The 25,961-nt window shown below is 59.0% G+C and carries 26 protein-coding genes and 1 pseudogene; 10 read left to right on the top strand and 17 right to left on the bottom strand.

What is annotated here, in order from left to right; translation table 11 throughout:
• The first annotated feature begins 83 nt into the window (after positions 1-83).
• Positions 84-305, top strand: a complete 222-nt coding sequence (locus tag CD04_RS0102960; RefSeq protein WP_031404311.1) for a CsbD family protein — start codon at positions 84-86, stop codon at positions 303-305.
• Here the strand turns inward: CD04_RS0102960 and CD04_RS0102955 are convergent.
• Complete coding sequence (locus tag CD04_RS0102955; protein WP_197033000.1) at positions 302-1,420, bottom strand: IS630 family transposase; 1,119 nt, start codon at positions 1,418-1,420, stop codon at positions 302-304. The genes CD04_RS0102960 and CD04_RS0102955 overlap by 4 nt on opposite strands.
• Positions 1,421-1,510: 90 nt before the next feature.
• Between CD04_RS0102955 and CD04_RS23515 the strand changes: the two genes are divergently transcribed.
• Together CD04_RS23515 and CD04_RS0102945 are read left to right on the top strand one after the other, a co-directional pair.
• Positions 1,511-1,657 (top strand): lmo0937 family membrane protein, encoded by a 147-nt coding sequence (locus tag CD04_RS23515; protein ID WP_156030047.1) that lies wholly within the window; start codon positions 1,511-1,513, stop codon positions 1,655-1,657.
• Positions 1,658-1,794: 137 nt separating this feature from the next.
• Positions 1,795-2,016 (top strand): hypothetical protein, encoded by a 222-nt coding sequence (locus CD04_RS0102945; protein WP_031404309.1) that lies wholly within the window; start codon positions 1,795-1,797, stop codon positions 2,014-2,016.
• A gap of 62 nt (positions 2,017-2,078) precedes the next feature.
• On the opposite strand, the gene CD04_RS0102940 is transcribed toward CD04_RS0102945, so the two are convergent.
• From CD04_RS0102940 to CD04_RS0102915, 5 genes are all read right to left on the bottom strand, one after another.
• Complete coding sequence (locus tag CD04_RS0102940; protein ID WP_031404308.1) at positions 2,079-2,540, bottom strand: glycine zipper 2TM domain-containing protein; 462 nt, start codon at positions 2,538-2,540, stop codon at positions 2,079-2,081.
• Between the two features lie 40 nt (positions 2,541-2,580).
• Entirely contained in the window at positions 2,581-3,510 is a 930-nt protein-coding gene (locus CD04_RS22920) for a hypothetical protein (RefSeq protein ID WP_231480443.1), read from the bottom strand.
• A 168-nt stretch (positions 3,511-3,678) separates the two neighbouring features.
• Entirely contained in the window at positions 3,679-3,993 is a 315-nt protein-coding gene (locus tag CD04_RS0102935) for a BON domain-containing protein (RefSeq protein WP_031404307.1), read from the bottom strand.
• A 543-nt stretch (positions 3,994-4,536) separates the two neighbouring features.
• Complete coding sequence (locus tag CD04_RS0102930) at positions 4,537-5,880, bottom strand: phosphatidylserine/phosphatidylglycerophosphate/cardiolipin synthase family protein (protein WP_231480442.1); 1,344 nt, start codon at positions 5,878-5,880, stop codon at positions 4,537-4,539.
• A 583-nt stretch (positions 5,881-6,463) separates the two neighbouring features.
• Entirely contained in the window at positions 6,464-6,997 is a 534-nt protein-coding gene (locus CD04_RS0102915; protein WP_051848878.1) for a MarR family winged helix-turn-helix transcriptional regulator, read from the bottom strand.
• A 430-nt stretch (positions 6,998-7,427) separates the two neighbouring features.
• On the opposite strand from CD04_RS0102915, the gene CD04_RS0102905 reads away from it, so the two are divergent.
• Entirely contained in the window at positions 7,428-9,038 is a 1,611-nt protein-coding gene (locus tag CD04_RS0102905; RefSeq protein ID WP_031404303.1) for a DHA2 family efflux MFS transporter permease subunit, read from the top strand.
• Positions 9,039-9,275: 237 nt separating this feature from the next.
• Here CD04_RS0102905 and CD04_RS0102900 read toward each other — a convergent pair whose 3' ends face one another.
• From CD04_RS0102900 to CD04_RS0102880, 4 genes are all read right to left on the bottom strand, one after another.
• Positions 9,276-9,899: a Crp/Fnr family transcriptional regulator gene (locus CD04_RS0102900; RefSeq protein ID WP_231480441.1), complete on the bottom strand. Its 624-nt coding sequence runs from the start codon at positions 9,897-9,899 to the stop codon at positions 9,276-9,278.
• A gap of 215 nt (positions 9,900-10,114) precedes the next feature.
• Positions 10,115-10,729 carry a GNAT family N-acetyltransferase gene (locus CD04_RS0102895; protein WP_051848877.1) on the bottom strand — a complete coding sequence of 205 codons (615 nt, stop codon included), beginning with the start codon at positions 10,727-10,729 and terminating at the stop codon, positions 10,115-10,117.
• 290 nt (positions 10,730-11,019) lie between these two features.
• Entirely contained in the window at positions 11,020-11,817 is a 798-nt protein-coding gene (locus CD04_RS0102890; RefSeq protein ID WP_051848876.1) for a tetratricopeptide repeat protein, read from the bottom strand.
• 672 nt (positions 11,818-12,489) lie between these two features.
• Positions 12,490-13,392 carry a LysR family transcriptional regulator gene (locus CD04_RS0102880; protein WP_031404298.1) on the bottom strand — a complete coding sequence of 301 codons (903 nt, stop codon included), beginning with the start codon at positions 13,390-13,392 and terminating at the stop codon, positions 12,490-12,492.
• A gap of 105 nt (positions 13,393-13,497) precedes the next feature.
• Between CD04_RS0102880 and CD04_RS0102875 the strand changes: the two genes are divergently transcribed.
• The 3 genes from CD04_RS0102875 to CD04_RS0102865 all read left to right on the top strand — a co-directional run bounded on the left by CD04_RS0102875 (position 13,498) and on the right by CD04_RS0102865 (position 16,094).
• Positions 13,498-13,899: a CidA/LrgA family protein gene (locus CD04_RS0102875; protein WP_051848875.1), complete on the top strand. Its 402-nt coding sequence runs from the start codon at positions 13,498-13,500 to the stop codon at positions 13,897-13,899.
• Positions 13,896-14,582: an LrgB family protein gene (locus CD04_RS0102870; protein ID WP_031404296.1), complete on the top strand. Its 687-nt coding sequence runs from the start codon at positions 13,896-13,898 to the stop codon at positions 14,580-14,582. The genes CD04_RS0102875 and CD04_RS0102870 overlap by 4 nt, the downstream gene beginning before the upstream one ends.
• A gap of 243 nt (positions 14,583-14,825) precedes the next feature.
• Positions 14,826-16,094, top strand: a complete 1,269-nt coding sequence (locus tag CD04_RS0102865; protein ID WP_031404295.1) for an SGNH/GDSL hydrolase family protein — start codon at positions 14,826-14,828, stop codon at positions 16,092-16,094.
• 114 nt (positions 16,095-16,208) lie between these two features.
• Here CD04_RS0102865 and CD04_RS0102860 read toward each other — a convergent pair whose 3' ends face one another.
• Together CD04_RS0102860 and CD04_RS0102855 are read right to left on the bottom strand one after the other, a co-directional pair.
• On the bottom strand, positions 16,209-17,498 hold the full coding sequence (locus tag CD04_RS0102860) for an RNA-guided endonuclease TnpB family protein (RefSeq protein WP_031404294.1): 1,290 nt from the start codon (positions 17,496-17,498) through the stop codon (positions 16,209-16,211).
• Positions 17,499-17,577: 79 nt separating this feature from the next.
• The gene (locus tag CD04_RS0102855) at positions 17,578-17,913 is read right to left on the bottom strand and encodes a helix-turn-helix domain-containing protein (protein WP_197032999.1); all 336 of its coding nucleotides are present in this window, start codon (positions 17,911-17,913) and stop codon (positions 17,578-17,580) included.
• Positions 17,914-18,146: 233 nt separating this feature from the next.
• On the opposite strand from CD04_RS0102855, the gene wrbA reads away from it, so the two are divergent.
• The 3 genes and pseudogenes from wrbA to CD04_RS21305 all read left to right on the top strand — a co-directional run bounded on the left by wrbA (position 18,147) and on the right by CD04_RS21305 (position 20,525).
• A complete protein-coding gene (gene wrbA, locus CD04_RS0102850; protein WP_031404292.1) occupies positions 18,147-18,749 on the top strand; it encodes an NAD(P)H:quinone oxidoreductase in 603 nt (200 codons plus the stop codon).
• A 127-nt stretch (positions 18,750-18,876) separates the two neighbouring features.
• Positions 18,877-18,981 (top strand): annotated as a pseudogene (locus CD04_RS25145) (hypothetical protein); the annotation flags it as partial.
• Between the two features lie 44 nt (positions 18,982-19,025).
• On the top strand, positions 19,026-20,525 hold the full coding sequence (locus tag CD04_RS21305) for a GMC family oxidoreductase (protein ID WP_369792770.1): 1,500 nt from the start codon (positions 19,026-19,028) through the stop codon (positions 20,523-20,525).
• Here the strand turns inward: CD04_RS21305 and pssA are convergent.
• The 5 genes from pssA to CD04_RS0102820 form a co-directional block, all read right to left on the bottom strand.
• The gene (gene pssA / locus CD04_RS0102840) at positions 20,487-21,257 is read right to left on the bottom strand and encodes a CDP-diacylglycerol--serine O-phosphatidyltransferase (RefSeq protein ID WP_051849200.1); all 771 of its coding nucleotides are present in this window, start codon (positions 21,255-21,257) and stop codon (positions 20,487-20,489) included. The genes CD04_RS21305 and pssA overlap by 39 nt on opposite strands.
• Positions 21,258-21,413: 156 nt before the next feature.
• The gene (locus CD04_RS0102835; protein WP_031404290.1) at positions 21,414-22,055 is read right to left on the bottom strand and encodes a phosphatidylserine decarboxylase; all 642 of its coding nucleotides are present in this window, start codon (positions 22,053-22,055) and stop codon (positions 21,414-21,416) included.
• A gap of 211 nt (positions 22,056-22,266) precedes the next feature.
• On the bottom strand, positions 22,267-23,283 hold the full coding sequence (gene ilvC, locus CD04_RS0102830) for a ketol-acid reductoisomerase (protein WP_031404289.1): 1,017 nt from the start codon (positions 23,281-23,283) through the stop codon (positions 22,267-22,269).
• A gap of 145 nt (positions 23,284-23,428) precedes the next feature.
• Entirely contained in the window at positions 23,429-23,920 is a 492-nt protein-coding gene (gene ilvN, locus CD04_RS0102825; RefSeq protein WP_031404288.1) for an acetolactate synthase small subunit, read from the bottom strand.
• A gap of 166 nt (positions 23,921-24,086) precedes the next feature.
• Complete coding sequence (locus CD04_RS0102820; RefSeq protein WP_031404287.1) at positions 24,087-25,889, bottom strand: acetolactate synthase 3 catalytic subunit; 1,803 nt, start codon at positions 25,887-25,889, stop codon at positions 24,087-24,089.
• Positions 25,890-25,961 lie beyond the last annotated feature (72 nt).

The following is a 25,961-nucleotide window of genomic DNA, read 5'->3' as shown; positions in this document are numbered from 1 at the left end:
GGACTACTGTAACAAACAGTGCGTACCCGTTTCGATATCCAACAAGGGCTCGTGTTCTACCGCAATCATGAGAGGACTCTGAAATGAACTGGGATCAAATTCAAGGTAACTGGAAACAGCTCACCGGGAAAGCCAAGGAGCAGTGGGGGAAGTTGACCGATGACGACCTTGATGTCGTGGCAGGTCGGCGCGAGCAGCTCGCCGGAAAGATCCAGGAGCGCTACGGCGTTGCCAAGGACAAAGCTGATGAACAAATTGCCGAATGGCAACGCAAGGCGAGTGACTCATGGTTCAAGAAGAGCTAGTGTAGTGTTGCATTCTGTTTAGAACTTAAGTGACTGTTGGCACGAATGACCTTCTGCAGGATGTCGGCAGCGCTCTTGGTCCAGATGAACGGCTTGGGTTTGGTGTTGTGATGGGCAACGTACTCATCAATGGCAGTGATCAACTGCGGCACGCTGGTGAACACGCCGCGGCGCAGCCGATTGACGGTGATGTCGCGGCAGAAGCGCTCGACCCTGTTCCGCCACGACGCCGAGGTCGGCGTGAAGTGCATGTTGAATCGCGGATGCTTGGTCAACCAAGCCTGTACGGCAGGATGCTTGTGCGTGGCGTAGTTGTCGGCGATCAGATGCAGCGTCTTGCCTTTGGGCGTCTCGCGGTGGATCTGCCGCAGGAACTTCAGCCACTCGGTGTGGGTGTGGCGCTGCTGACACTGGCCGATGACCTGGCCGTCGAGCACGTTCAGCGCCGCGAACAGCGTAGTCGTGCCGTTGCGCTTGTAGTCGTGCGTCATCGTCTGCGCACGCCCCTTCTTCAGGGGCAGCCCAGGCTGTGTGCGGTCCAGCGCCTGCACCTGGCTCTTCTCGTCACAGCACAGCACCAAGGCGTGCTCGGGCGGCCACAGGTACAGCCCCACGATGTCTTCGAGCTTCTCGACGAACTTCGGGTCGCGCGAGACCTTGAAGCCACGCACCAGATGGGGCTTCAGGCCGTTCTTGCGCCAATGCCGCGAGACGCTGGCTGCGCTGACCCCCAACTCGGCGGCCAGGGTTCGGGTGCTCCAGTGCGTGGCCGCCTCGGGCTTGCGCTGGGTGGTCAGTTCGATGAGGCGCGCCACATCCACAGTCACCGGCGGTGCCCCGCGCGGCAAGTCGTGCTCGATGCCCGCAAGCCTGAACTCGGCATAGCGTTCGCGCCAGCGCGAGACCTGGACTCGCCCAATGCCCAGCTCGGCGGCAATCTCCTTGCTCTGCATGCCCTGCGAAGCCAGCAGCACGATGCGTGCGCGTTGCGCCAGCCTCACGCTGGTGAGCTTGGAACGAGCCAGCTTCGTCAACTCGGCTCGCTCCTCATTGGTCAAAACAATCTCAGGGGCAACTCGCACTCGCTCTCTCCACGCCAGTCCACAGTAAAACATTGGAGATGCAGCAAGACATTAAGTTCACTTAAGAATGATTCACTACACTAGCTTATTGAATCGTCAGATCGTTTTAGAAGGAGAAAAAGAATGCTCTGGACTATCGCGGCTGTTTTGGTTGTTCTCTGGATTCTTGGGCTTGTCAGCTCGTACACAATGGGGGGTTTCATCCATGTGCTTCTGATCATTGCGATCGTGCTGATTGTGCTCAATGTCATTCAAGGCCGACGTTCTTGACGGGGTTGAGCGGGATTCGATATGGTTTAGCTGTTCAACCGCAGGAGTTGGTTGAAGTTCGTCAGTCAGCGAGGAAAACGCCATGATGCGGCTCCTCTTCCGAGGATCCGGCATGTGTTTGCATAACGGGAGACGTCATGAATCCACTTCGGATTGCAGCACTCGCTCTGATCCTCGCAGGGGTCTTGGGCTTGGTATATGGAGGTTTTAGTTACACGAAGCAGACCCATGAGGCCAAGCTGGGACCGATCGAACTGTCGGTCAAGGAAAAGGAAACGGTCAACATTCCGATCTGGGCTGGCGTCGGGGCGATTGTGGCCGGTGGGGTACTCCTGCTGGTGGGAGGCAACAAGCGCTAGTTGGCTTCCGCAACACAAGATGGGTCAACCGCGCTGTGACCACCCTGCCGTCGCCATAGAAATCAGGGGCGCATGAGGGCGCCATTTTGTACGCGTACACGCTCGCCCACTTGAAAGTTGTCGCTCGTGCTTTGAGTCAATGTTTGATAGGACCCGTTGTCCATGCGCACGGTGAACTGATAGACGTTGCCTGAACCCTGCTGATTTTTTTCCAGTTGATGACCCAGATATGCACCGGCTGCAACCCCTCCGATGGTGGCCGCGGTTTGCCCGGTTCCGGAGCCAACTTGATTGCCAAGGATGCCTCCGACGACGCCCCCTGCAATCGTGCCCACGCCGATCCCGCTGCTCGCAGTACCCGACTGTTTGACCAGTTCAACGGATTGGATAACACCATACCCTGCGTACCCGGTGGTATTTGTTGGGTAGCTGGTCGAGCTGGGATAGCCGGGTGAGGCGCATCCACCCAGCAGCAAGATTGCCACCAGACCAAGCGCGACACGCAATCCGTTCAACAGTTTCATGATGCGCTCCTCATGTTCATTAAGTTGGGCAATACAGGAGTTACTGATTACGCCCCTGCCCGCGTTGGTCGTCCTTCTCGCGACCTTGACCTTGACCTTGCTTCAACCCCTTCCCTTGTGGCATCGGTGTCGGGCTTGAGTTTGGCACTTGACGCTGGGCTGGGCCTGGCTGTGGCGCAGCGCGTGGGGTCGGCGTAGCTGGGCCTCTTTGCTGTACCGGCGCTGGGGCTTGTAATGGGCGCTGAGGACTGGCGCCCTGCCGTTGCGGGGACCTGTCAGAGGGCGCCCCTGGACTGTACTGCCGGGACTGTCCAGGAGGGTTCGATCGCTGGATGCCGTGCTGCGCGGGGCTTCTCTGTTGCGGCACTGCTGCGGGCTTCTGCTGGGAAGGTCCAGGCCCCCCTTGCCTGTTCTGTTCCTGATAGATCTCACGACCAATCGGATCGCGCGGCGCGTAGCGGTATTTCTCGTTGCGAAGAATATGCTGCTCTTCGGCGCGAGGATACCGATCCCCTGAATACTGCCGCTGGTAGGTGGGCAGTGGAGCCGGAGCAGGCACTGCACTGTGATTCCACTGATCCCATCCACGGCGGTGCTGCTCCCACTGCGGACCCCAGTGTTCGCCCCAACGGGGCGGCGCATCCGGTTGCCACCCGCGAAAATAAGTTGGTGGAGCCCGGTAGTAGCGCACAGGGATGCGCAGGACGAACAGCGGAACCGCGTCAGGATTCACAAACGTCCAAGGCCCGTTGTACCAAGAACTCGCATACCAATTGTCGTTCTGGAAAACCCAGTACACACCGTCATAAAAGAAGTAATTCGAGGACACTCCAGGAGCGTAGTAGACGGGATAGTTCGGCACGCGAACGAAAGCCGGATATACCGGCATGTTGATGCCGATGCTCAATCCGGGAAGCCCTATACCGATACTCACCTGTGCGGTGGCCGAAGTCACCGAGAAAACCATCATGCACAGAATGCAAATGGCGTAGCGCATAGTTCTACCTCCGATTAAAAGCCGAGAACGTGCGCGTCTGCACTCTGTGCCATGTGAGGCATCCCAGCACGAACACGCATGCGGCTCTCGCTGACGTTCCGGTGTGATCCAGAGATGGCGCGAGCCGCATCCGATCCTGCGTTACTTGACATGCATGTCGTTTTTGACAGAGACAACACCATGGACTTTGCGGGTCAACTCCACTGCCTTGTTGATATCCGCTTGTGAACTCACAAAGCCACTGAGTTGAACGACGCCTTTGAAAGTCTCGACGTTGATCTCGGCGACCTTCAGCGTGGGGTCACCCAATATGGCAGCTTTCACTTTGGCAGTAATGACGCTGTCATCAAGGTACTCACCGGTTCCCTCCTGCTTTGCTGTCGACGCACAACCCACGACGGAAAGCAGCGAAAAGGCCAGAAATACCGCCGAAAGAACTCTGTTGACTTGCTTCATGATGAGCCCCCAAGAAGATGAAAGCGAAATGTGACGCGGAGATGGTGATTCCAACCCTAGATGATTCTCGGACACCAACTGCGAGCCTCCGCCGGCAAAAATGGCACTTTGACGATAAACAGGAAAAGCACAGGGCCCTCTTTGATTTGTGTCTAGCCAACATGCGCATTAACGCCATGACCTGAGGCCCCGGAAGCAATACAGAATCCACTGAATCCCGGCACCACAGCCGCTCTTGCCTTCAATACTGCCGACAAGCGCGCCAAGCCCACTTATAAAAAATGGGCGATGCATCCCGCCGCACCTTCCTTTGCCCAAACCAGGCAGGCAGACTCAACCAAATCACGGCCACCAATTCACGATTGATTGCTGAAGGCTAGCCCTTCGTATCACAATGCGCAAGTATGTAACTTATTTTGTCGGATATGCAAATTCTGCGTACCAGCGGAAGTCCCTTGATCTGACGCATCGAGCTGACGAAACGTCGTGGCGCTGACCCTTGGCCCGGCCTAAGCCAACAGCGCACCTAAGACGGCCTGCTCCTCACAACCAGTACTTCCACATGCGGGCGAACATCTCCTTCGCCCGCTGAACCATGGGACGGCGCTTCCACTGATCATGCGTGATTGCTTCGGAGCCATCCAGATCCTTGCTGAACATGGCTTGGGCCTGGTTGCCGAAGTTCACGCCGAGCACCACAGCGTTCACTTCGTAGTTGTGGAGAAAGCTGCGCCAGTCCAAATTGGTCGATCCGATCGTGGCCCAAACGCCATCGATCAAAGCCACTTTTGAGTGCAAGATGACCCCTCGCCGCTCGTAGATTTTCACCCCCGAACGGAGCAATCGCCCGTAGTAGCTGCGGCCCGCGTAGAAGACGAGCCAAGCATCCGTCCGGCTGGGCAAGATTAGAGTGACGTCCACACCACGTTTAGCCGCCGCCTCAAGAGTTGCGAGTAAACGTGGATCGGGAACAAAGTAAGCATTGATAAGGTGCACGCTAACTCGCGCGTTACGAATGGCCGAGAGAAGGGTCACATAGATCAGGCTGTAGGAGTCCTCTGGCGAACTGCCGATCGCGCGCACCACCTCATGGCCGACACTCTTGATCGTCGGGAAATACTTCCTCAACGCCAGTGGTTGCCCCGACTGCTTGTCCCATGCGGCGAGAAAGAGCTTTTGAAACTCCGCAACTACTGGCCCTTCCAATTGCAGATCGGTATCGCGCCACGCCAGCGCAGTGTCAGGACCCATGCGCGAGCCAGCGTTGAATGATCCGCCCGAATACACGCTGCTGATATTGATTCCCCCCAGGAAAGCAATGCGCCCGTCCACGATCAGCAGTTTGCGGTGGTCGCGCCGATTCAATTCCCAGACTTTACGCACCGACAAAGGATTCACAGGATTAAATTCAAGCACGCGAATACCACTTTCGGCCAACCGCTGGAAGAATGAAGCTGGGGTCGTGAAGGTACCGATGCTGTCGTGAATCATGTTGACTTGGACGCCTTCACGCTGTTTGTCGATCAGAGCTTGCGCAAAACTTTGCCCAACAGCGTCATCATCCAAGATGTACGTTTCGATGTTGATGTGGTCCTGCGCACCCAAGATGGCCGCATACATGGCTTGGTACGTGGCTGGACCATCTTGAAGCAGAAGCACCCGGTTTCCAGTGCTCAAAGGACTTCCCACAATCGCTTCTTCAAGGGCCAGATAACGCGCAAACAGGTCAGGACCTCGTCCCCCGCCGCCTATCCCATCAAGAATGTCCCGACTTTGCACGACTGAAAGAATCCCGCTTCCCGATTTCAAGCGGATACGAGAGACTGTACGCAGGCCTCTGTTGGGTAGCGCAATCAACGATTGCGGCAATCGACGGAGAAAATTCAACCTCACAGGTCAGGCACAGGTAAGACGCTCGGGGTTGTACCGCATGCATGCGGCAGTCGAGGTTCGCTGGTACGCCGTGCTAGCCCTTTGCCAGCGTGTCGTTGTCACGATTGACAACAAGAACATGCCAAGCACATGCCCTCGGTGGCCGGCACCGCGTGCTTCATTGGGCGCGAACCGCAAATCGGTCGCGATGGCCCTTATGACCAAGAGCACCAGAAAAACCAACTGATAGGTTCCCAAGCGCATGATCCTTTCCTCGCGACGCCAAATGGCAGCGCCCGTTCCCCGCGAACTCGAGGCATGCGCCGCAGTTTAGCCTCAGGACATGAACAAGCGCGGCGCCCTGCTCGTCGATTCGGCGCAACATTCGGACGAGGAATGCAGGCATGATCTCGCCTACACCGATTCGCACAAAGTTTGATGCGATCCATGCCCTACCCGGCCTTGTCTCCCTAAGGCCAATGCGCCAGCTCAAGCCTGACAATCAGCAACGGGCCTGAATCAGGAGCGCGGCTCCCTCCCGCAGGCATACCAATTGCGCCGCTGGGCCCCGTCAGACGTCCGACACTAGGGCGTTTTGTCAGCGCGTGCGGTCAACCGGAATCCGTGTGCAGCGCGTACTGGCGAGTGATTTTCTCCCGGGTGATGGTTGCGCCACCCCTGGGTCGCCGTCGATCGACGGTTCTTCCAAGACCCTGAGGTTGTGTGCCAAGCGCGCAAGAACATGGAGAAAAGCTGTGCGTTCCGCCTGGCTGACGCCCGCAAATATCTCTGCACGAGTCTGGTCGGCGAGGCGCCAGATTTCGTCCAATGCGGGCTTTGCCTGTGATGTCAGGCAAAGGCAGTGCGCTCGTCGATCGATGGGATCCTGCCTGCGTTCAACCAGCCCTTCCGCTTCCATCCGGTCAAGGATCCGCACAACCGTCATCGGTTCGATATTTGTAAGCTCGGCAAGCCTTGCCTGACTGATTCCTGCGTTTCGTTCGAGGTAAGCCAGCACCTTGCACGTCGGAAGCGTCAATGACATCTTCTGCGCCTTCCTCTCAAAGCGCTGGACATATCGTCGACTCACCTCACTGAATAAAAATCCGAAATTGCGTGCAATGTCCATCATATGGGGTCGATTGCCTCCGTTTGTCAACGCGCCGCGTTCGCGCAAGTTCGGCGCTGCGAAAAAATGATGTTTACCTCTCGCCGCAGCCACCAGTGCGCCAAGACACTGCTCAGCGGCATCAAACTTGGCACGGAGATTGAAAGATAACCCAGACCTCTATGCACGCCTGAAACAAGCACTGCATCAAGCGCGCCCCCTACAGCGCACCTTGCTATTCAATCGTTCGATATGATCCCACATGTTACGATTGATGCCGAACTATGAACCACAGTGCTCCCCCATCACGTCCCCGGAAGAAAAACCGGGGCAACCGATGAACGCGTGAATGCCGACAGTGCCGGCGCGATCCCCACCGGTCTGGACGAGGCGCACAGCATCGGCTTTCATTTCTCCTGCAGGCAAAGTGCCCAAATGATCACGGCACCAACCCATGACCGACATCACCACCGTTGAAGAGGCCGCTGCAGGAGCCACTCCGGATCCAGCACCTGTTGCTCATCCCACGCACCTCAAACCGCTCACGGGCAGTGCCCTCGTGGTGGGCACGATTGCGCTGAGCCTGGCGACCTTCATGAACGTGCTCGACACCTCGATCGCCAACGTGTCGATCCCCTCGATTGCAGGCGATCTGGGCGTAAGCTCGTCGCAGGGCACCTGGGTCATCACATCCTTCGGCGTGGCCAATGCCATCGCCGTGCCACTCACCGGCTTTCTCACCCAGCGCTTCGGAGCGGTCAAGGTCTTTCTCTCCAGCATCCTGCTGTTCACCCTGTTTTCCTTCCTCTGCGGCCAGGCGCCGAGCCTGGAAGTCCTGATCCTTTTCCGCGTGCTGCAGGGCGCCAGCGCAGGCCCGATGATTCCCCTGTCGCAAACGCTCCTGCTGTCGAGCTACCGGCCGCAGCGCGCCGGCATGGCGCTTGCCATGTGGTCGATGACCACGCTGATTGCGCCAATCGCGGGACCCCTTCTCGGCGGCTGGATTACCGACAACATTTCCTGGCCGTGGATTTTCTATATCAATGTGCCCGTGGGCATCATCTGTGCGCTCGTCACGCTGGCCATCTACAAAGACCGGGAGACCCCGATCCGCAAGCTTCCGATCGACTGGACGGGGCTGAGCCTTCTGGTCATCTGGGTGGGGTCGCTGCAGATCATGCTGGACAAGGGACAGGAACTCGACTGGTTCGGCTCCAACGTCATCGTGGCACTGGCGGTGAGCGCTTTCAGCGGCTTTGTGCTCTTTCTCATTTGGGAAATCTACGACGATCATCCGGTGGTGGACCTCACTCTGTTCAATCTGCCCAACTTCACCCTCGGCACCGTCATGCTGGCGCTGGCCTACGGCATGTACTTCGGCAGCCTGGTGCTGCTACCCCTGTGGCTTCAGGAGTACATCGGTTACACGGCAACTGACGCAGGAGGCGTGCTGGCCTGGGTTGGAGTCTTTGCTCTGGTCTTCATGCCCTTCGTCGGGCGTTACGCGAGTCTCGTCGACACACGCTGGCTGACGTCATTTTCCTTCCTTGTCTTTGCATACGTGTTCTGGATGCGCTCGCACTTCACAACGGGCGACAGCTACTGGGAATACTCCATCCCCACGGTGATTCAAGGCATCGCCACGGCCACGTTCTTCATCCCGCTGCTGGGCATCATCCTCGGCGGCTTGCCTCCGCAGCGCATTGCCTCAGCGGCTGGTTTGTCGAACTTCGTGCGCATTACAGCGGGTTCATTCGGTACTTCGATCTACACCACAGTATGGAGCGACCGCGCCAGCCTGCACCACGAACAGCTTGCCAGCCATATCTACGCGGGCAACCCGGTCTCGGACTCCGTCATCCAGGGCCTGCAACAGGGCGGCTTCAGCCATGAACAGGCGCTGGGGTTGATCAACCGCCTCATCGACCAGCAGGCCTATACGATCTCAGTGGACGAGATGTTCCGCCTGAGCGCTTGGCTATTTCTTGCGATGATCATGCTCGTCTGGCTCGTCAAGCCGTCCCCGCGTTCGGCGGCAAGCGCTGACGCTGCTGGCGTGCATTGAGCATCAACTTGCTCAATTCCTCCGCTTTGCGCCTCGTGAAAGACTCCAGTGGGTCTGACCTGCCCTGGTAAAACAGATCCCCGCTTAACGCGTGCAAAAATGGGTCTAAGCCAACAGACGCCACGAGGAAAGCAACCGGTATAAGCCGGTCGATTCCGCATGCGGGCCGCACCCACCAGCTTTCGCGTTGATTGACCGCCGCCAACGCCCGCTGAAATGCGCGAAAACGACTCTGCGTTAGGGCTCAAGCGGAGCGATTAGGGAAGCCAATCCCTCTCGATCGGTGATCTGCAACTCTCGAACGCTCAATTTGATAAGCCCATCGCGATGAAATCGGGATAAAAGCCGACTCACCGTCTCCATCTTCAGGCCAAGATAGCTTGCTATTTCGTCCCGGCTCATGTGCAACGTAAATTGCCACGGTGACAAGCCTCTGGCCTTGAAGCGCTGGGAAAGATCAAGTAGGAATCGTGCCAGGCGTTCCTCGGCATGTGCGCTACCCAGGTTGAACTGGTCTTTTTGGGCGCGCGCCAAGCGGTCGCCAATAAGACAATGCAGTTGATGCTGCAATGTGGACACGTCCCGCGCAGCGAGTTCCAAGTCTCGAACGTTGACTTCGCATGCTTCGCTCTCCTCCAGAGCGACAACGTCGATGGCGTACCTCTGTGCAACAAGATTTTCCAGACCCATCAACTCGCCCGGAACGTGAAAGCCAAGGATTTGATGCCGCCCATCCGGCGTATGCACCACAGACTTGAACGAACCCACGTGTACCGCATACACCTTGTCCATTGCCGCGCCTGAACTGAAAAGGCACTCGCCCTTTTCCACTTGCATCGTGCTGTGCACGATCTCTCGCATCCGACCCAACTGCTCTCGGGGCAACGCAGTCGGCAAGCAGAACCGACTTTGGTAGCACCGGTCACATGGATGCGGTTTGTGGAATTGTTGGACAGTCGCAGCGGGGATTGTTTTCATGGTCGCGGCCAGTAAGTCGTGTTTGAACCCTCTCATAACGCGCATGTACATGCCAACCTTGACCCTACCTACCTCTAGGCTTCGCGGGGCGATGCAATCTAGCCTGGCGCAGCCGCCCGGTAAGTCATTTTCTTGATCGCTAAGTCAGCTCTTGCCGACGCCGACTGCATCCACTCATCCAGCACGCTCGGCAAATTCGCGGGAGGAATCTTCAGGCTTGCCATAGTTTCCCCGTGGCTACTCTGAGCGGTCATGCCAGCTTTGCGCACGATGTGCATCATGGGGCCGTTCTCGCTCAAACACTGCAAAGTCAGCGTCTGGATGCCATGATTGCGCGCGAACAGCACCGCACGCTGGAACAAACGATAACCGAAACCCTTGCCTTGAGCCTTGGGAATTACGGATACCCCAAACTCGGCTTCACCTGTGTCCTTAGGCATTCGCGAAATGCCGATATGGGCAACTGCGATGAGCTCGAGCTTGTGATTGAAGATGCCGAAAATCTCGTCCTGATCGAAGTCGATCTGGTTGATGTAGTTCTGCATCTGTTCATCGCTGATGGCGTACCCAAACCGCAGGTACCGGTCACGCGAGGTCAGGGTCAAGAAATGTTGCATGAGAGCACCCTTGTGCCCAGCCTCAAGGTGCACCATCGGAACGATCTCCGGTGCCGGCTGATTGAAATATGGCAGAACAGTCGTCTCGGTGCTCATCGCGCTCTCTCGCCTTCATGCCACAACTTGGCCGTCCAAGACAACATAGCAGCTCTGAGGCGTTGGGCAAAGCCTCACTCTCGATGCAATTGCGATAGACGATGCATCTCGCCAGTCTTTTCTGCTTCCAAGCACTCGCCACCAAATATGTCGAGGCCGCTGGCCGCCATACGAAACCTCGCATGGCCCTGCGTTGAACTCAGATTGGAACGCCCAGAGCCTTGCGATGTCGCGCATAGCACCATCCCATGCCGAAGCAACCCGAGAATACTCCCTCCGTCACGCAGCGCCTAAACGGGCGGATGTTCCGGGGTTGATCCCCGCGGGGGTTGCCGCGACTTGTCGAGCGCCCCGGCTTCGACATATCCGTAATCGATTGCTTTGCGCAACCAAGATGCAGTCTGATCATCGGCTCCGACGGTCATTCCAATTTGGCCAAGCATCCCCAAGCGCAATTGGGCAGGGCTACAACCTTGCTCGGCGGCTTTGCGCAGCCAGTTGGCCGCCTGCGCGAGATTCTGGCTCACGCCTCGTCCCTCCTGATACAGAACGCCAAGACGGTATTGCGCAGAGCCGCACCCTTGTTCGGCGGCCCGGGCAAACCAGAACGCGGCCTGCCCGAGATCTTCAGCCACGCCCAGACCCTGCGCGTAAAGATCGCCGAGGTGATACTGCGCCGTGCTAAGCCCTTGCTCGGAAGCCTCCCGCAGCAAGCCAAACGCTCGTATGAAATCCCTTGTGACTCCCTGCCCGTTCTTGTAAAGAAGACCGAGGCCACTTTGCGCCCTTGCATATCCCTGCGCGGCTGCCCTTCCAAACCACAATGCCGCCTTCGCGAAATCTTGCACAACACCGTTGCCTTGCTTGTAGAGGGCCCCCAAGTGATATTGGGCGGGCGCGTTGCCCTGTTGTGCCGATTTCAAGAACCACGCAACCGCTTGGCTATAGTCGCGCATCGCCTTGCAATGCAAACCCATGGCTAGCGCTTCATGCTGATCAACTGCCATCGCGCCAAGCGGCGAGATGGCGAGATGATTGGGATCCTCGGTTGCTGGCGAGTTCGTCATTGGCATCTGGTCTGCATGCATGATCAAGCCTCCTTGCTACGTGAGCTTTGTCTCAAAAGACCCAGCACCGGTTCCACGAGTCAACATAAGAGGAAAAGCATAAGAGAGCATGCCGCGATGCTCGTTGACTGATGGACATGGTGCACTTGGGCTCCGTATCCGAGCAACTCTCGTGCCACTCAGCGCTTTCCTCTTTGAATCAATGCCTTGTCTACATCTGCGCCGCACCGGCCGCTGCGGATCGCCAAATGCACCCCAAAATGCCCTTTTTTGTCGCCGCTGCGGGACAGCAGCATCATTTCCTTGGCAAGTCTTTGTAATTCAAGGAAATTTTTGTCGCAAAAGCCCGACTAAGGGATTATTTTCGCAAGGCACGTAATGATCTCAGCTTTGCCGCAGTTTCACAACGAATTTCTAGGCCCTGACGAGGCGGTCGCGTTGCCGGCGCGCCCGGTGACGCATGGCATTCGACGATGAACCCAGGCGCAGTTCAAGTTTTGAATCGCATCAAGCGGGGACAGTTCAGTGAACGGACACAAACATCGCCCCGTTGTCTTTCGTCGGTCCAGAAAATTACTGCCGAGTCAGCACCGTGTTGGGCGCCTCCAGCGTCTATCGCAACCCCCATCGGGGCACGCGCCGTGGCTCCTGCCAGACGAATGTTCCACGAGATTGAAAGCGGGTGAGCCCGACTCAGCCGTGCGCGTGGGTCGCGATCATCGGCTGCTTATCACGGATGAGGTCAAGCCATCTGCGGGCCGCTTGGGAGAGATAGCCCCCCCTGAGCCAAGCCAGATCGATGCGCCATGGAATTTCCGGATCGACCAGCGCCGACACGGCAAACTCTCCGGGTCCAAGGCTCTGAAGCTCGGACTTGGGGAGCAGCGCAACGCCAACACCGCTGCGCACCAGTTCATGGATGAAGCTGATTTGTCCACTGCGTCCCGCAATTTTCGGCGTGAACCCGCACTGCCGACAGGCGCCCTCAATGCGCTCGTTGAGCATGTAGGGCTCGAGAAACATGATCAATGGTTCCTGCGCAAGCTCCGACAATCGCACCGTATCGAAACGCACCCAGCGGGAGCGCGTTGGCGCCAAAAGCGCCAGTCTGTCGTCGATGAGCATGACGTGATCAAAGCGCGATTCGTCCAGTGGCGCGAGCAAACCCCCGAGCTCCAGTTTCCCTTCGATTAATTCCGCTTCGATCGCCCTAGACCCGTCCTCGAAAAATTTCAGTTCGATCTCGGGGTGCCGGAGTTTGTACGCCCTGATCAGCGGCACGAAAAGATGGGGGCCGAGCGGTGGGACCCCAATGCGAAGCTCGCCCCGGCGCGCCTCCTTGAGATCGGCCAGTTCGGCGTTAATGTTGGCCGCTGAAAGCAGTAATGCTTCAGCGTGCAGAAAGACGATCCGGCCTGCGTCAGTCAGTCGGGACTGCCTGCTGTTGCGCTGAAGCAGCTGCTGTCCCATCTCGTCTTCCAGTTGCCGGACCAGCTTGCTGACCGTTGGCTGCGTCGTTCGCAGGCTATCGGCGGCGGCGGTGAATCCTCCCGCCCTGACAACAGCGACAAAGGCTTGCAGCGCACGGAAATCCATGTCTCAAGAATTCCTTTTTGGAATGGATTCCATCATAAATCAGCATTCATGACATGACACACAAAAGCTAACCTTTCGAACAACGTCGCCAAAAAGATCTTCATCATGCTGAACCCATTGAAGGGGGCAATACAGGCCTTGTTTTTCGTGGCCATCTGGCTGGTCGCTCAGCGATTCGTCACGGTCTACCACTTGCCCGTGCCCGCAGCCGTGGTTGGGCTATTTTTCGTGGTCGCACTATTGCTGGCCGGGGTGGTGCCTGCGCATCACATCGCCGCCGGGGCCAATTGGTTGTTGGGAGACATGCTTCTGTTTTTTATCCCGCCGCTGATGGCCATCATCCAGTTCAGAAGCCTGTTAGCTAGTCACGGGCTGCAAATTCTTGCTGCGATCGTGTTGGGGTGCCTGACCGTGATGGTGGGTACAGGGTTAATTGTGGAGCGGACACTTCGATGGGAACGTTCACGGCTACATGGGATTACCGCGCGAAGGGGGGCCAAGTCGTGAGCGCCGCATCAGGATCGCTGTATCTGCTGGCTACGCTGCTGAGCTACGCTGGCGCAAAGTGGCTGTACCGCCGGCACCGGCGGGCATGGCTGTCCCCCCTCTTGGTTGCACCTGCTGTGCTGCTTGTTCTCCTCTTGATCAGCGGATCGTCTTACGCTGTCTACGCGCGCGACACTCACTGGCTACTTTGGATGCTTGGACCAGCAACGGTTGCCTATGCCTACCCGATCTACCAGCGTCGGAGCCTTTTGCAACGTTACCCCGTGACGTTAATGGTGGGCATACTCGCCGGTCTGTGCCTGGGACTCCTAAGCTCCTGGGCGCTCGGCCATCTCTTGGCGCTCCCCCCCGAGATCGCTCGAAGTCTTCTACCGCGGTCGGTATCCACGCCATTTGCCATCGTTGCCTCGGGATACTTTGGGGGATCACCCGACATCACCGTGCTTTGTGTCCTTGCCACTGGCCTTTTCGGCATGCTGGTTGGCGAAGCCGTGCAGGCTTGGCTGGGTCTACGCTCGAACATATCGCGGGGCGCTTCCCTGGGTGCGTCGGCACACGCTGCAGGCACGGCGAAGGCTTACGAGCTCGACAGTGAGATTGGCGCTGTGGCAAGCCTGACCATGGTCTTTTCCGGAATTCTCATGGTCCTGCTCGCACCGCATTTGTCCGCTTTATTGGGCTGACCTGCCTCGAGCAGCCGGATGAGCGCCTGCGCCCCGAAGCGAGGCGCGCCTCAAATCCGCCCAGGCAGATCACCAATCACCGGGGATTCGCCATAGCCATCCCAAGGCGCACCGGTCGTCCCCTTTTTTCCTGGGGAGCATTGGACACGGGCTATGACATCGTCAAACGGCTCGCCGCGCGCCAACCTAGAATCAGCCTCCCCTTGTAAAAGCAATACTCGGCCGAAGCCCGGCTTCCCCACGATGACTGTCCCTCGCTTTGCCCTGCTGTTGCTCGTCGCTTTTGCGACGCAACTTGCGTTCAGTACGCCTGCGACGGTCAATGAGGAGCGGCATTGGGTCGCGTCCTGGACAATGGCACCCCAGGCAGTTGCTCAGGGCCCCGCCACGCCAGCCTTCAACCGCGCTCCGGCGATCAACAATGAAACGGTACGCCAAATCGTCGTACCCAGCGTATCGGGTGAAGCTCTTCGCCTGCGCATCAGCAACGAGTATGGCAAGCAAGCTGTGCATCTCGGCAAAGTCACCGTGGGGATTGCGTTACGCGGCGCCCAAGTGCGCAAGGACAGCCTGCACACGGCTCGCTTCGACGGCCAGGAGAGCGCATCCGTCCCGCCTGGCGGTGCGCTCGTCAGCGACAGCGTGCATCTACCCATTCACGCGGGCGAGCCACTCGCTGTGAGTATTTACATACCCGAAGTCGTTGCGCCGGCAACCTGGCACAAGCTCGCCAGTCAAGTGAATTTCATCTCGGCTACAGGTGACCACACGATGGATGCGGCTGGTACGTCCTTTGCGCGGCGATTCACCGCCTATGTGTGGCTTGATGGTGTCGATGCCCACGTCACACGAAGGGCATCGGCCGTGGTGGCCATTGGAGATTCGATCACCGACGGTATGCGCTCCACGCTGAATGCCAACAGGCGCTGGCCCGACGACTTATCCCGGCGCTTGCGCGCTGCAGGCCTGCATGATGTTGCTGTGCTTGACGCGGGCATCAGCGGCGGCCGACTTCTGCACGACTCGCCTTGCTATGGCGAAAAGCTCGTGCGCCGGTTTGCCAGAGATGCGCTGGATCTGCCCAATGTCCAGAAGGTGATCGTGCTCATCGGCATCAATGACATCAACTTCGGTTACGTGCCCCCACACGCCGGTCTGGATTGCGACACCCCGCATCGAAAAGTGAATGCAGCGGAACTGATCGCCGGCTATCGCGACTTGATCGCGCAGGCGCATCACCGCGGGATCACCATCTACGGCGGCACCATCACCCCGGCTGGTCTGCCACCACAACGTGAAGCGATCCGCCAACAGGTGAATGCTTGGATACGCAGCAGCGCAGCATTCGACGGTGTGATCGATTTTGACGCCGCTTTGCGCGACCGCGCCAGACCGACTCGATTGCGAGCACGCTATGACAGCGGCGACCATGTGCACCCGAACGACGCTGGCTACGCCGCCATGGCACAAGCCGTTCCGCTTGACCTGATCACAGATCGACGGTATCCCTGAACCCTGATCGGGCATTTGCAAAGGCCAAGAACTTACCCCGAAGCCGCGGCAGTCTCGCGGCCAATGCGCCCGTTGGGCGGAGTCTGCCTGCGTTCGTCATGAACTCTCCCGCCACTAAGCGCCTGACGGCGCTGTAGTGGGGGTTTCGCGGGTCAAGAACTTGGACTTGCCACGTTGCCGTGGCCGAGGTTTGGGTCTCGCCGCCACGCCCGTCCCAGGCGTGTCCTGCGTGTTGTGCGCGTCGATGAGAACCACCATTGCGCTGTTCTGGTCGCGCGGGGCTGTGTGCCCGCAGTGCGGGCACACATGCATGCGTTGGCTCAGCGTCTTGGGCACGATCTCCCAACAGGCGGAGCACCGCTGCGACGGTTTGAGTTGGCGCGTATGGCTCAGATGCAGTCGCGTACCAGCTTCTTCCGCTTTGTACGCCAGCATCGGATGCGCCATGCCGAACGCAGCCGAGCGGATCTCGCGGTTGAGTCCGGCCTTCTGCTGCACGCGACGGCCCGGTGCTTCCACCGTGCCCTTCGCGCTGCGGCTCATGTTCTTCGGGGCCAATTGCTCAGTCGCCAGGACGGCGCAGGACTGGACCATGCAGGTCGTTTTCTTGTGCACGAAGTCACGGCGCAGATTGGCGATGCGGTCATGCAGCCGCGCGATGCGACGCCCGATACGCTTGAAGCGCAGCGATCCCTTCTTCTTCCTGGCGCGCTGCCGCTGCAGCGCCGCCAGCTTCGGTAGATCGACGCGCAGCCAGCGCGGGTTGTCGATGGTCCGTCCATCGTCGAACGTCGCCCAGTCGGTGACGCCGAAGTCCACCCCACGGCGCTGATCGCCCGTGCGCTCACGCGCACAGGCCGCGTCGGGCACGCGCAGCGTCACCGATACAAACCACTGACCGTTCCTGCGCGTGAGCGTGATGTCGTTGGGTTTGGCCTCAACCCCGAAGCGGTGACGCCCGCGTGCCCGGATGGACAGGGCCGCATCGCCGCTGCCCAACCGAAGCGTGGTACCACGGCCGCCGTGCTGCATGAGCTTCCAGCCAGCGGGATCGGGATAGGTAAAACCCGAGAACCGCTTCGCGGACTTGAACCGCGGAAATCCGGGCGTTTGACCAGCTTTGACCCGGCGAAAGAACGACTGGAAGGCGAGATCCAGACGCCGCAGCGTCTGCTGCAAGGCATGGCTGCCGAGCTCCACGAACTCAGGCCGATCGGCCTTGATCTGTGGCAGGACGTTTTGCTGGTCGTAGTAGCTGATCGACTTGCCGGCCTTGCGCCAGGCGTCGATGCGCTCTTCCAGTGCCGCGTTGTACAACTCGCAGTGCAGCCGCGTCCACGCCTCCAGCCGCGCCATCTGCGCGGCATTGGGATACAGCTTGAGCGTGACTTTGCGCCGTTGCATGCTGGTATTTTATCCAGCCTCGCGAGGAACAACAAGCGAAAACCGCCCGCTTGACCCCCTCCTGCCCGGACGGCTTCGCCTATGCGACGCTGCGCGTCGGGCCGGGCGAGGAAGGGGAATGCGCGGGCACATGTTCAAGACTCCACCTGCGGGCAATCTCGTCAAGTGCATCCAGAACGGGAACGAGCTGCTGTCCCCGTGGTGTCAGGCTGTAGGTGACTTGAGGCGGGATCGTGAACCTGTGCTCGCGACAGACCACCCCCGCCTGCTCGAGCAATCGCAGCCGCTCCGTGAGCAGGCGCGAGGAAATACCTGGCACGGCGCGCTTGAGAACCCCGAAGCGCTGAGGCCCATCCCGGCGCAGGACCCACAGCACATAGGTCGTCCACGGCCCCGTCAGCAACCGCAGGAGCATGTCCATTGGGCATCGGGTGGATGAATGATCGCGCATCACCAGGTTCCTCTTCAAGGCTTAGGGCTCTAATCCTGGGACGTGAAGGGTGTGTCGCCACTCCCATGCGGCCCAATAAATGCAAGGGCAAGGATTCAGTTACGAAATGAATTGCTTACTAAAGGGTACCTACTTTTCATTCGTAACTTTCGCATGCATCATAGACATTCCATCCACCATCAAGCAAGGAGTCTTTCATGGCCAAGGTCCTGGTTCTTTACTACAGCACGTGGGGACATGTCGAGCGCATGGCGCAGGAAATCGCCGACGGCGCGCGCAGCGTCGCTGGCGTGGAGGTCACGGTCAAGCGGGTGCCGGAAACCATGCCGGCGGAAACATTGGCAGCCATCCACGCGAAGGTTGACCAAAGCGCACCCCTCGCCAAGCCTGAGGAACTGGCTAACTATGACGCGATCATCTTTGGCACGCCAACGCGCTTTGGCAACATGTGCGGACAGATGCGCAACTTTCTCGACCAGACTGGGGGGCTGTGGCAACAAGGCAAGTTAGTCGGCAAAGTCGGCAGTGTGTTCGCGAGCACGGGCACCCAGCACGGTGGGCAGGAAACGACCATCACATCCTTCCACACCACCTTGTTTCATCAGGGCATGATCGTTGTAGGGGTCCCCTATGCCTGTACCGAGATCATGAACATGGACGAAATCACCGGCGGCACACCCTATGGCGCCACCACACTGAGCAAGGCCGACGGCAGCCGCATGCCGAGCAGCAACGAACTTTCCGTTGCCAAGTATCAGGGACAGCACGTGGCCAGCATTGCGAAGAAGTTGTTTGGCTAAGCGCGCTTGATCGCCCGCCGAAGCGCTCCTGGCGCCGACAAACACAGGGGACGCATGGACGCCGCCGTTGCGTAAGATGTCTGCCACAGCAAGGCCCCGCGCTGCATGGGGCTGACAAAGGGGCGGCATGACGGATGCGTCGGAGTTCGAATACATCATCGTGGGGGCTGGCTCGGCCGGTTGTGTGCTTGCCAACAGGCTTAGCGCAAATGCCGATGCGCGCGTTTGCCTGGTCGAGGCCGGCCCGTTGACCACACGCCCTGGATCGACACGCCCATGGGCATCATTCGGCTCCTTCGGGGGAAGCGCTACAACTGGTACTACGAGACCACGGCGCAAGCCGCGCTCGGCAACCGCAAGCTGTATTGGCCTCGAGGCAAGACCCTCGGTGGAAGCAGCTCGATCAATGCGATGATCTACATGCGTGGACATCCATCGGACTACGACGACTGGGCTGCAGCCGGCAACCTTGGCTGGGCATGGCAGGACGTTCTCCCCATATTCAAGCTGCATGAACGCCAGCAGCGAGGGGCCGATGAACTGCATGGCGCCGACGGGCCGCTGCACGTGAGCGATCTCGCGCAACCCAACCCGCTGAGCAGAACATTTGTCGAAGCAGGCATCCAGGCAGGCCTTCCCCGCTGCGAGGATTTCAACGGGCCCAGCATGGAGGGCGTGGGCCTTTATCAGGTCACACAGCGCGAGGGTAAACGCTGGAGCGCAGCACGCGCATTTCTCGATCCAGTGCGCCACCGACCCAATCTGACTATTCTCACGGACTGCCTGACCTCCCAAGTACGCATCGACAACCGACGCGCCACTGGCGTACGCGTGCGCGAACGTGGGCACGAGCGTGAATTGCGCGCGCGCCGCGAGGTCATTTTGTGCGCCGGGGCGGTCAACTCGCCGCAATTGCTCATGCTCTCGGGCGTCGGCCCCGGACGCCATCTTCAGGATCTGGCCATCCCCGTCGTCTTCGATCTTCCCGCAGTGGGAAGCAACCTGCAAGACCACCTCGACGTCACCACCATGGCGCGCGAGAGCACGGCAACGTCGGTGGGAGTCGGATTTGGCGCCCTTCCCCGCCTGCTGCGGGCATTCGCCGAGTACCGCAACCACGGCACTGGCATGCTGGCCAGCAATGCAGCTGAGGCGGGCGGTTTTGCCCGAACCGACACGCATCTCGACCGTCCAGACGTGCAGTTTCACTTTTTGCCCACACTGCTGCGTAACCACGGGCGCGATCTCGTCTGGGGGTATGGCTACACGCTCCATGTCTGCCAGTTGCGCCCGCAAAGCCGCGGCCGCATCTCGCTCGCATCACCCGATGCCGGCATGGCCCCGCGTATTGATCCTGCCTATCTGAGCCACCCGAAAGACCTTGGTGTATTGCGTGCGGGGCTCAAGTTTGCCCGACGCATATTGGCCTCAACGGCGTGGGCGCCGTTTGGGTCGTGCGAGCTTGAACCAGGTCCGGGAGTGCAAGCTGACCCCGAACTCGATGCCTACATCGCCCGCAACGCGGAAACCATCTATCACCCCGTGGGGACCTGCAAGATGGGTTCAGGCGCCGATGCCGTCGTAGACCGATGCTTGCGAGTTCGCGGCATCGAGGCCCTTCGCGTGGCCGATGCATCCATCATGCCGGGGCTCATCGGCGGCAACACGAATGCTCCCAGCATGATGATCGGCGAGATGGCAAGCCGGTTCATTGAGGCCGACGCCATGCTTTCGCGCTCAGTGGTGCAGCCCCCGCTCGTCGGGCTCGTCGGTTGACGTGGATATCACGCTGGCTGATTTTCCATTCATGCGGCGCCACGCATATACGGCATAACCCGACAGCGCGTACACGACAAACAGGCCGAACAGCACCAGCGGCGGCTTGTAAGCAATCAGGCCGATCAGCAGCACGATCAGGAAAAGAGTGATGAACGGCACGCTTCGCCGCAGACTCACGGCCTTGAAACTATAGAAAGGCACGTTGGTGACCATAGTCACGCCGGCAAACACTGTGATGGCAAACGCCACCCAGGGCACATGCGTGCCCCGAACGTCGGCATCCGACATGATCCAAATAAAGCCGGCGACTAAAGCTGCGGCAGCAGGGCTGGGCAAGCCCTGAAAGTAGTTCTTGTCGACCGCACCGATGTTGGTGTTGAATCGCGCAAGACGCAACGCGGCTCCAGCACAGTAGACAAATGCGGCTAACCAACCCAGTTTGCCCAGACCGTGCAACGACCACTGATACATGATCAGTGCCGGTGCCGCACCAAACGAAACCATGTCAGCAAGCGAGTCGAATTGTGCGCCGAACTCGCTTTGCGTGTGGGTCAGTCGCGCGACGCGCCCATCCAAGCTGTCGAGCACCATTGCGGCGAATATCGCCACCGCCGCCAAGTCGTAACGCTGCCCCATGGCCATCACAATCGCGTAAAAACCACCAAAAAGGGCTGCGGCTGTGAAGGAGTTGGGCAGGAGGTAGATGCCGCGCCGCTGCCGGTGCGGCATGCGCTGCAGGTCTTCACTAGGGTCGGGAAGGCCCGCGTCCAGCGAGACGTCATCGTCCACCGCCCCGCCCCCGGATGCGCGCGCCTCGGTGCGGGAATCCGGAAACCTAGTGACGTTGCGAATCATGGTCTGAGATCTCCGAAATCAGGCGGGTACTTATGGCGCAAACGCCGCCAGTATGGTCGTGGTCGCGTAGACCTTCTCGCCAATGGACACGCGTGCAGTGGCATCCAACGGCAAATACACGTCCACCCGTGAGCCAAAGCGAATGAACCCGAACCGCTGGCCACGCTGCAGGGTGTCCCCTGGTTTGACATAGCACAGCACGCGCCGGGCAATCAGCCCGGCAACCTGAACCGCCGTGACGAGGCGCGCGTCATTTTGGATCACGACCGCATTGCGCTCGTTTTCCAGCGACGCTTTGTCCAGATCCGCGTTGAAGAACCTGCCGGGAAAATAGTTCACCGCCCGGACCGTACCGCTGACTGGCGCGCGGTTCGAGTGCACATTGAAGACGTTCATGAACACACTGATCTTCAACGCGTCGCGCTGAGCATAGGGATCGTGGGCACGCTCGATTGACACGATGCGACCGTCTGCCGGAGACAGAATGGCCAGCGGATCCTGCGGTACGGCCCGCGGCGGATCCCGGAAAAACTGGATGACGAATATGGCAATCAACCAAAGCGGCAGCGACCACCAGAAACCGGCCACCGCCCAAACCAGAGCAGACACCAAAATGATGCCGGCGATGAAGGGCCAGCCTTCACGGGCGAGAATAGGATGAGGATAGTGCATAGGCGAAGTGTAGTCGCGGGGCGATGATCACAGGCGCGGTACCGCGTGGCGGCAGGTCGCGCCAATGAACCGCACCCTTTAAGGCGACGTGGCGGGCGTGTCCGCCTGACACCGCGTCGCGGAAGAAAAACGGCCTCGTACGACAACGCGCACAAGGCCGCACAGTGCGCCCCTCCACTGCCGCCGGGGGCGTCGAGGTCGGATTTCTCGGTCAGTTTTTGGACTTGTCGACCAATTTGTTCGCCTTGATCCAAGGCATCATCGCCCGGAGTTGCTCGCCCACCTTCTCGATTGGATGCTCGGCCGTCAGGCGACGGCGTGACATCAGCGTCGGAGCGCCAGCGCGGTTTTCCAGAATGAAGCTCTTTGCATATTCGCCCGTCTGGATATCTTTGAGGGTCTGGCGCATGGCATTTTTGGTGTCGTCCGTGACAACCTTCGGGCCCGTCACATACTCCCCGTATTCCGCGTTATTGGAAATTGAATAATTCATATTGCCGATCCCGCCTTCGTAGATCAGATCCACGATGAGTTTGAGTTCGTGCAGGCACTCAAAGTAGGCCATTTCGGGTGCATAACCGGCTTCCACCAGGGTTTCAAAGCCAGCCTTGATAAGTTCGACGGTACCGCCGCACAGCACAGCCTGTTCGCCGAACAAATCCGTCTCAGTCTCTTCGCGGAAGCTGGTTTCGATGATGCCTGCTCGCCCGCCGCCATTGGCCATCGCGTACGACAGGGCCAAGTCTCGGGCCTTACCGGACTTGTTTTGCGCCACGGCGATCAGGTGGGGCACACCCCCGCCTTGGGTGTACGTGTTACGCACGGTGTGACCGGGGGCCTTGGGTGCGATCATGATCACGTCAAGATCAGCGCGCGGCGCAACCTGGCCGTAGTGAATGTTGAAGCCATGCGCGAAGGCCAGCGCTGCCCCCTTTTTCGCGTTTGGCTCAACATGATCGCGATACACCTGCGCAATATTCTCATCCGGCAACAGAATCATCACGACGTCGGCACCCTTGACGGCATCATCCACGTCCTTGACGGTCAGACCCGCCTTTTTCGCCTTATCCCAAGACGCACCGCCCTTGCGCAGGCCAACGGTAACCTTCACGCCGCTGTCGTTGAGGTTCTGGGCATGGGCATGCCCTTGCGAGCCATAGCCGATGATGGTGACCTTCTTGCCTTTGATGAGGGAAAGATCGCAATCCTTGTCGTAAAACACTTTCATTTCAGCTCCTCCTGGCGAAAGGATCAACGGATGCATTCCCACGTACCTTTCGCCCGATGTGCTGCCAAAAAAGCAGGGACGGCCCGGTGCCTTTCTGGAAATCGGTGGGAATGTCGGGCGGGGCCGCCCTGATGGAAAAATCGCTTCAGACTCGAAGCACGCGCTCACCACGGCTTATGCCGCTTGCGCCAGTGCGTACAGTCTCCAGAATGGCAGTGCGTTCCACAGCCTGGATAAAAGCGTCAAGCTTCGGCGCGTCGCCCGTGAGTTCGACCGTGTAAGTCTTATCCGTGACGTCGATGATGCGGCCACGGAAGATATCGGCCATGCGCTTCATCTCCTCGCGCTCCTTGCCCACCGCGCGCAGCTTGATGATCATGAGTTCACGCTCGACGTAATTGGCCTCGGTGAGGTCAACCACCTTGACGACATCGATCAACCGGTTGAGATGTTTGGTGATCTGCTCAATCACCTCGTCCGAGCCACGCGTGACGATTGTCATGCGCGAAAGCGAGTCATCTTCGGTGGGCGCCACCGAAAGCGATTCGATGTTGTAGCCGCGCGCGGCGAACAGGTCGACCACTCGTGAAAGGGCGCCGGGTTCGTTTTCGAGTAGGACAGCGATGATGTGTTTCATATGCAATCTCCCGCCTCGGGCTTCGCGCGCGGCCGGTAAGCAGCGCCTGGCTCTCGAGTGGTGATGGTGGAGGAATAAAGCCGATGGGACCGTGCCTGAGACCGCACACATCGCGTCGCGCCGGCCGTGTGGGCCCTTCGGGCGATGTGCGCAGACGACGCATGCTTCAGAGGTCTTCTGCTCCCAGCAGCATGTTGGTGATGCCCTTGCCAGCTTGGACCATTGGCCACACGTTCTCTGTGGGATCCACGGCAAAGTCGATGAATACCGTGCGATCCTTCATCGCGAAGGCCCTTTCCAGTGCCGGGCGGACGTCTTCGGGCTTGTCCACACGCACACCCACATGCCCGTAGGCCTCGGCCAACTTGACAAAGTCAGGCAGCGAATCCATGTAGGAATGCGAATACCGACCGGAATATTCGATTTCCTGCCACTGCCTCACCATGCCCAGATAGCGGTTGTTGAGCAACAGGACTTTGACAGGTGTCTCGTACTGCAAGCAGGTGGCAAGCTCCTGGATATTCATCTGAATCGAGCCATCACCCGTGATCACCACGCACTCTGCATCGGGCTTGGCCAACTTGATACCCATTGCGTACGGTAGGCCGACGCCCATCGTGCCCAAGCCGCCGGAGTTGATCCAGCGACGAGGATGGTCGAAGTGGTAGTGCTGCGCGGCCCACATCTGGTGCTGGCCAACGTCCGAGCAGACATAGGTTTCGCGGTCCTTGGTCAACTCGTAAAGGGTCTCAATGACAAACTGCGGCTTGATCACGCGATCGGACTTCTCATAGTGCAGACAGTCGCGCTTGCGCCACTCCTCGATCTGGCCCCACCACGTGGCAAGGGCCGCCATATCCTGTTTGTGGCCCTCGGCCCTTTGCTGTTCGATTTGCTCAATGAGTTCCGTGAGCACTTCGCCCACATCGCCCACGATGGGAATATCCACCTTCACCCGTTTGGAGATGGAAGACGGGTCAATGTCGATATGAATGATCTTGCGTTCGATCTGCGCAAAATCCTTGGGGTTGCCGATTACGCGATCATCGAATCGCGCACCCACTGCGAGGACGACGTCGCTATGTTGCATGGCCATATTCGCCTCATACGTGCCATGCATGCCCAGCATGCCCAGGAATTTGGGGTCGGATGCCGCGATTGCGCCCAGACCCATCAACGTGTTGGTGCAAGGCAATCCGAGCAACTCCGCGAGTCGGCGCAGCTGCCCCGAGGCATTAGCCAAAACCACTCCGCCGCCGCTATAGAGATAGGGACGCTTGGCGTGCATGAGTAACTGCACGGCCTTGCGGATCTGTCCCCCATGGCCCTTGCGCACCGGGTTATACGATCGCATCTCCACATGGTCAGGATAGTGAAATTGCGCGACATTGCGCGACACATCCTTGGGCACGTCCACCACGACCGGGCCCGGACGGCCACTGCGCGCGATATGAAACGCCTTCTTGATCGTCAGCGCCAGATCTTTCACATCCTTGACCAGGAAATTATGTTTGACGATCGGACGTGTGATACCCACTGTGTCACATTCCTGGAAAGCATCAAGCCCAATGGCATGAGTGGGAACCTGACCGGTGATGATCACCATGGGAATCGAGTCCATGTAAGCGGTGGCAATGCCCGTGATGGCATTGGTCGCTCCCGGACCGGACGTCACGAGCGCGACGCCGACCTCTCCAGTCGCACGCGCGTACCCATCAGCTGCGTGCACAGCGCCCTGCTCGTGACGCACGAGCACGTGCTGGATGGTGTTCTGCTTGTAGATTTCGTCGTAGATGTAGAGCACTGCACCGCCAGGATAGCCCCAGATGTGCTTGACACCTTCGCGCTGCAGGCAGCGGACGACAATTTCGGCACCCGTAATTTCAGCGGTGCCGCTCGAAGATTTGTGTGACGTTTGCTGAGAGGCCGCCGTAGCAGCCGATTTCAATTCCGCGCTTGAAATATCCATAATCTCACCTCGATGATTTTCTCTAACGAAAAACCGTTGGTTCCTCTCCAGTCAGGCTTGTGGCCTGCTCTT

It is taken from the genome of Thiomonas sp. FB-Cd (assembly GCF_000733775.1).
Taxonomy (GTDB): domain Bacteria; phylum Pseudomonadota; class Gammaproteobacteria; order Burkholderiales; family Burkholderiaceae_C; genus Thiomonas_A.
The sequence above is the reverse complement of the archived record's forward strand: the minus strand, read 5'-3'. Positions and strand labels throughout refer to the sequence as shown.

Bases quoted from the DNA above. Each gene is read 5' to 3' on its own strand.
- CD04_RS0102865 (WP_031404295.1), top strand. From the start codon at position 14,826: ATGACTGTCCCTCGCTTTGCCCTGCTGTTGCTCGTCGCTTTTGCGACG.
- CD04_RS23515 (WP_156030047.1), top strand. From the start codon at position 1,511: ATGCTCTGGACTATCGCGGCTGTTTTGGTTGTTCTCTGGATTCTTGGG.
- CD04_RS0102960 (WP_031404311.1), top strand. From the start codon at position 84: ATGAACTGGGATCAAATTCAAGGTAACTGGAAACAGCTCACCGGGAAA.
- CD04_RS0102900 (WP_231480441.1), bottom strand. From the start codon at position 9,899: ATGCGAGAGATCGTGCACAGCACGATGCAAGTGGAAAAGGGCGAGTGC.
- wrbA (WP_031404292.1), top strand. From the start codon at position 18,147: ATGGCCAAGGTCCTGGTTCTTTACTACAGCACGTGGGGACATGTCGAG.
- CD04_RS0102935 (WP_031404307.1), bottom strand. From the start codon at position 3,993: ATGAAGCAAGTCAACAGAGTTCTTTCGGCGGTATTTCTGGCCTTTTCG.
- CD04_RS21305 (WP_369792770.1), top strand. From the start codon at position 19,026: ATGGGCATCATTCGGCTCCTTCGGGGGAAGCGCTACAACTGGTACTAC.
- CD04_RS0102955 (WP_197033000.1), bottom strand. From the start codon at position 1,420: ATGTTTTACTGTGGACTGGCGTGGAGAGAGCGAGTGCGAGTTGCCCCT.
- CD04_RS0102895 (WP_051848877.1), bottom strand. From the start codon at position 10,729: ATGAGCACCGAGACGACTGTTCTGCCATATTTCAATCAGCCGGCACCG.
- CD04_RS0102915 (WP_051848878.1), bottom strand. From the start codon at position 6,997: ATGATGGACATTGCACGCAATTTCGGATTTTTATTCAGTGAGGTGAGT.
- CD04_RS0102905 (WP_031404303.1), top strand. From the start codon at position 7,428: ATGACCGACATCACCACCGTTGAAGAGGCCGCTGCAGGAGCCACTCCG.
- CD04_RS0102880 (WP_031404298.1), bottom strand. From the start codon at position 13,392: ATGGATTTCCGTGCGCTGCAAGCCTTTGTCGCTGTTGTCAGGGCGGGA.
- CD04_RS0102835 (WP_031404290.1), bottom strand. From the start codon at position 22,055: ATGCACTATCCTCATCCTATTCTCGCCCGTGAAGGCTGGCCCTTCATC.
- CD04_RS0102855 (WP_197032999.1), bottom strand. From the start codon at position 17,913: ATGCTCCTGCGGTTGCTGACGGGGCCGTGGACGACCTATGTGCTGTGG.
- CD04_RS0102945 (WP_031404309.1), top strand. From the start codon at position 1,795: ATGAATCCACTTCGGATTGCAGCACTCGCTCTGATCCTCGCAGGGGTC.
- CD04_RS0102940 (WP_031404308.1), bottom strand. From the start codon at position 2,540: ATGAAACTGTTGAACGGATTGCGTGTCGCGCTTGGTCTGGTGGCAATC.
- ilvN (WP_031404288.1), bottom strand. From the start codon at position 23,920: ATGAAACACATCATCGCTGTCCTACTCGAAAACGAACCCGGCGCCCTT.
- CD04_RS0102860 (WP_031404294.1), bottom strand. From the start codon at position 17,498: ATGCAACGGCGCAAAGTCACGCTCAAGCTGTATCCCAATGCCGCGCAG.
- CD04_RS0102875 (WP_051848875.1), top strand. From the start codon at position 13,498: ATGCTGAACCCATTGAAGGGGGCAATACAGGCCTTGTTTTTCGTGGCC.
- CD04_RS22920 (WP_231480443.1), bottom strand. From the start codon at position 3,510: ATGATGGTTTTCTCGGTGACTTCGGCCACCGCACAGGTGAGTATCGGT.
- ilvC (WP_031404289.1), bottom strand. From the start codon at position 23,283: ATGAAAGTGTTTTACGACAAGGATTGCGATCTTTCCCTCATCAAAGGC.
- pssA (WP_051849200.1), bottom strand. From the start codon at position 21,257: ATGCCGCACCGGCAGCGGCGCGGCATCTACCTCCTGCCCAACTCCTTC.
- CD04_RS0102890 (WP_051848876.1), bottom strand. From the start codon at position 11,817: ATGCATGCAGACCAGATGCCAATGACGAACTCGCCAGCAACCGAGGAT.
- CD04_RS0102820 (WP_031404287.1), bottom strand. From the start codon at position 25,889: ATGGATATTTCAAGCGCGGAATTGAAATCGGCTGCTACGGCGGCCTCT.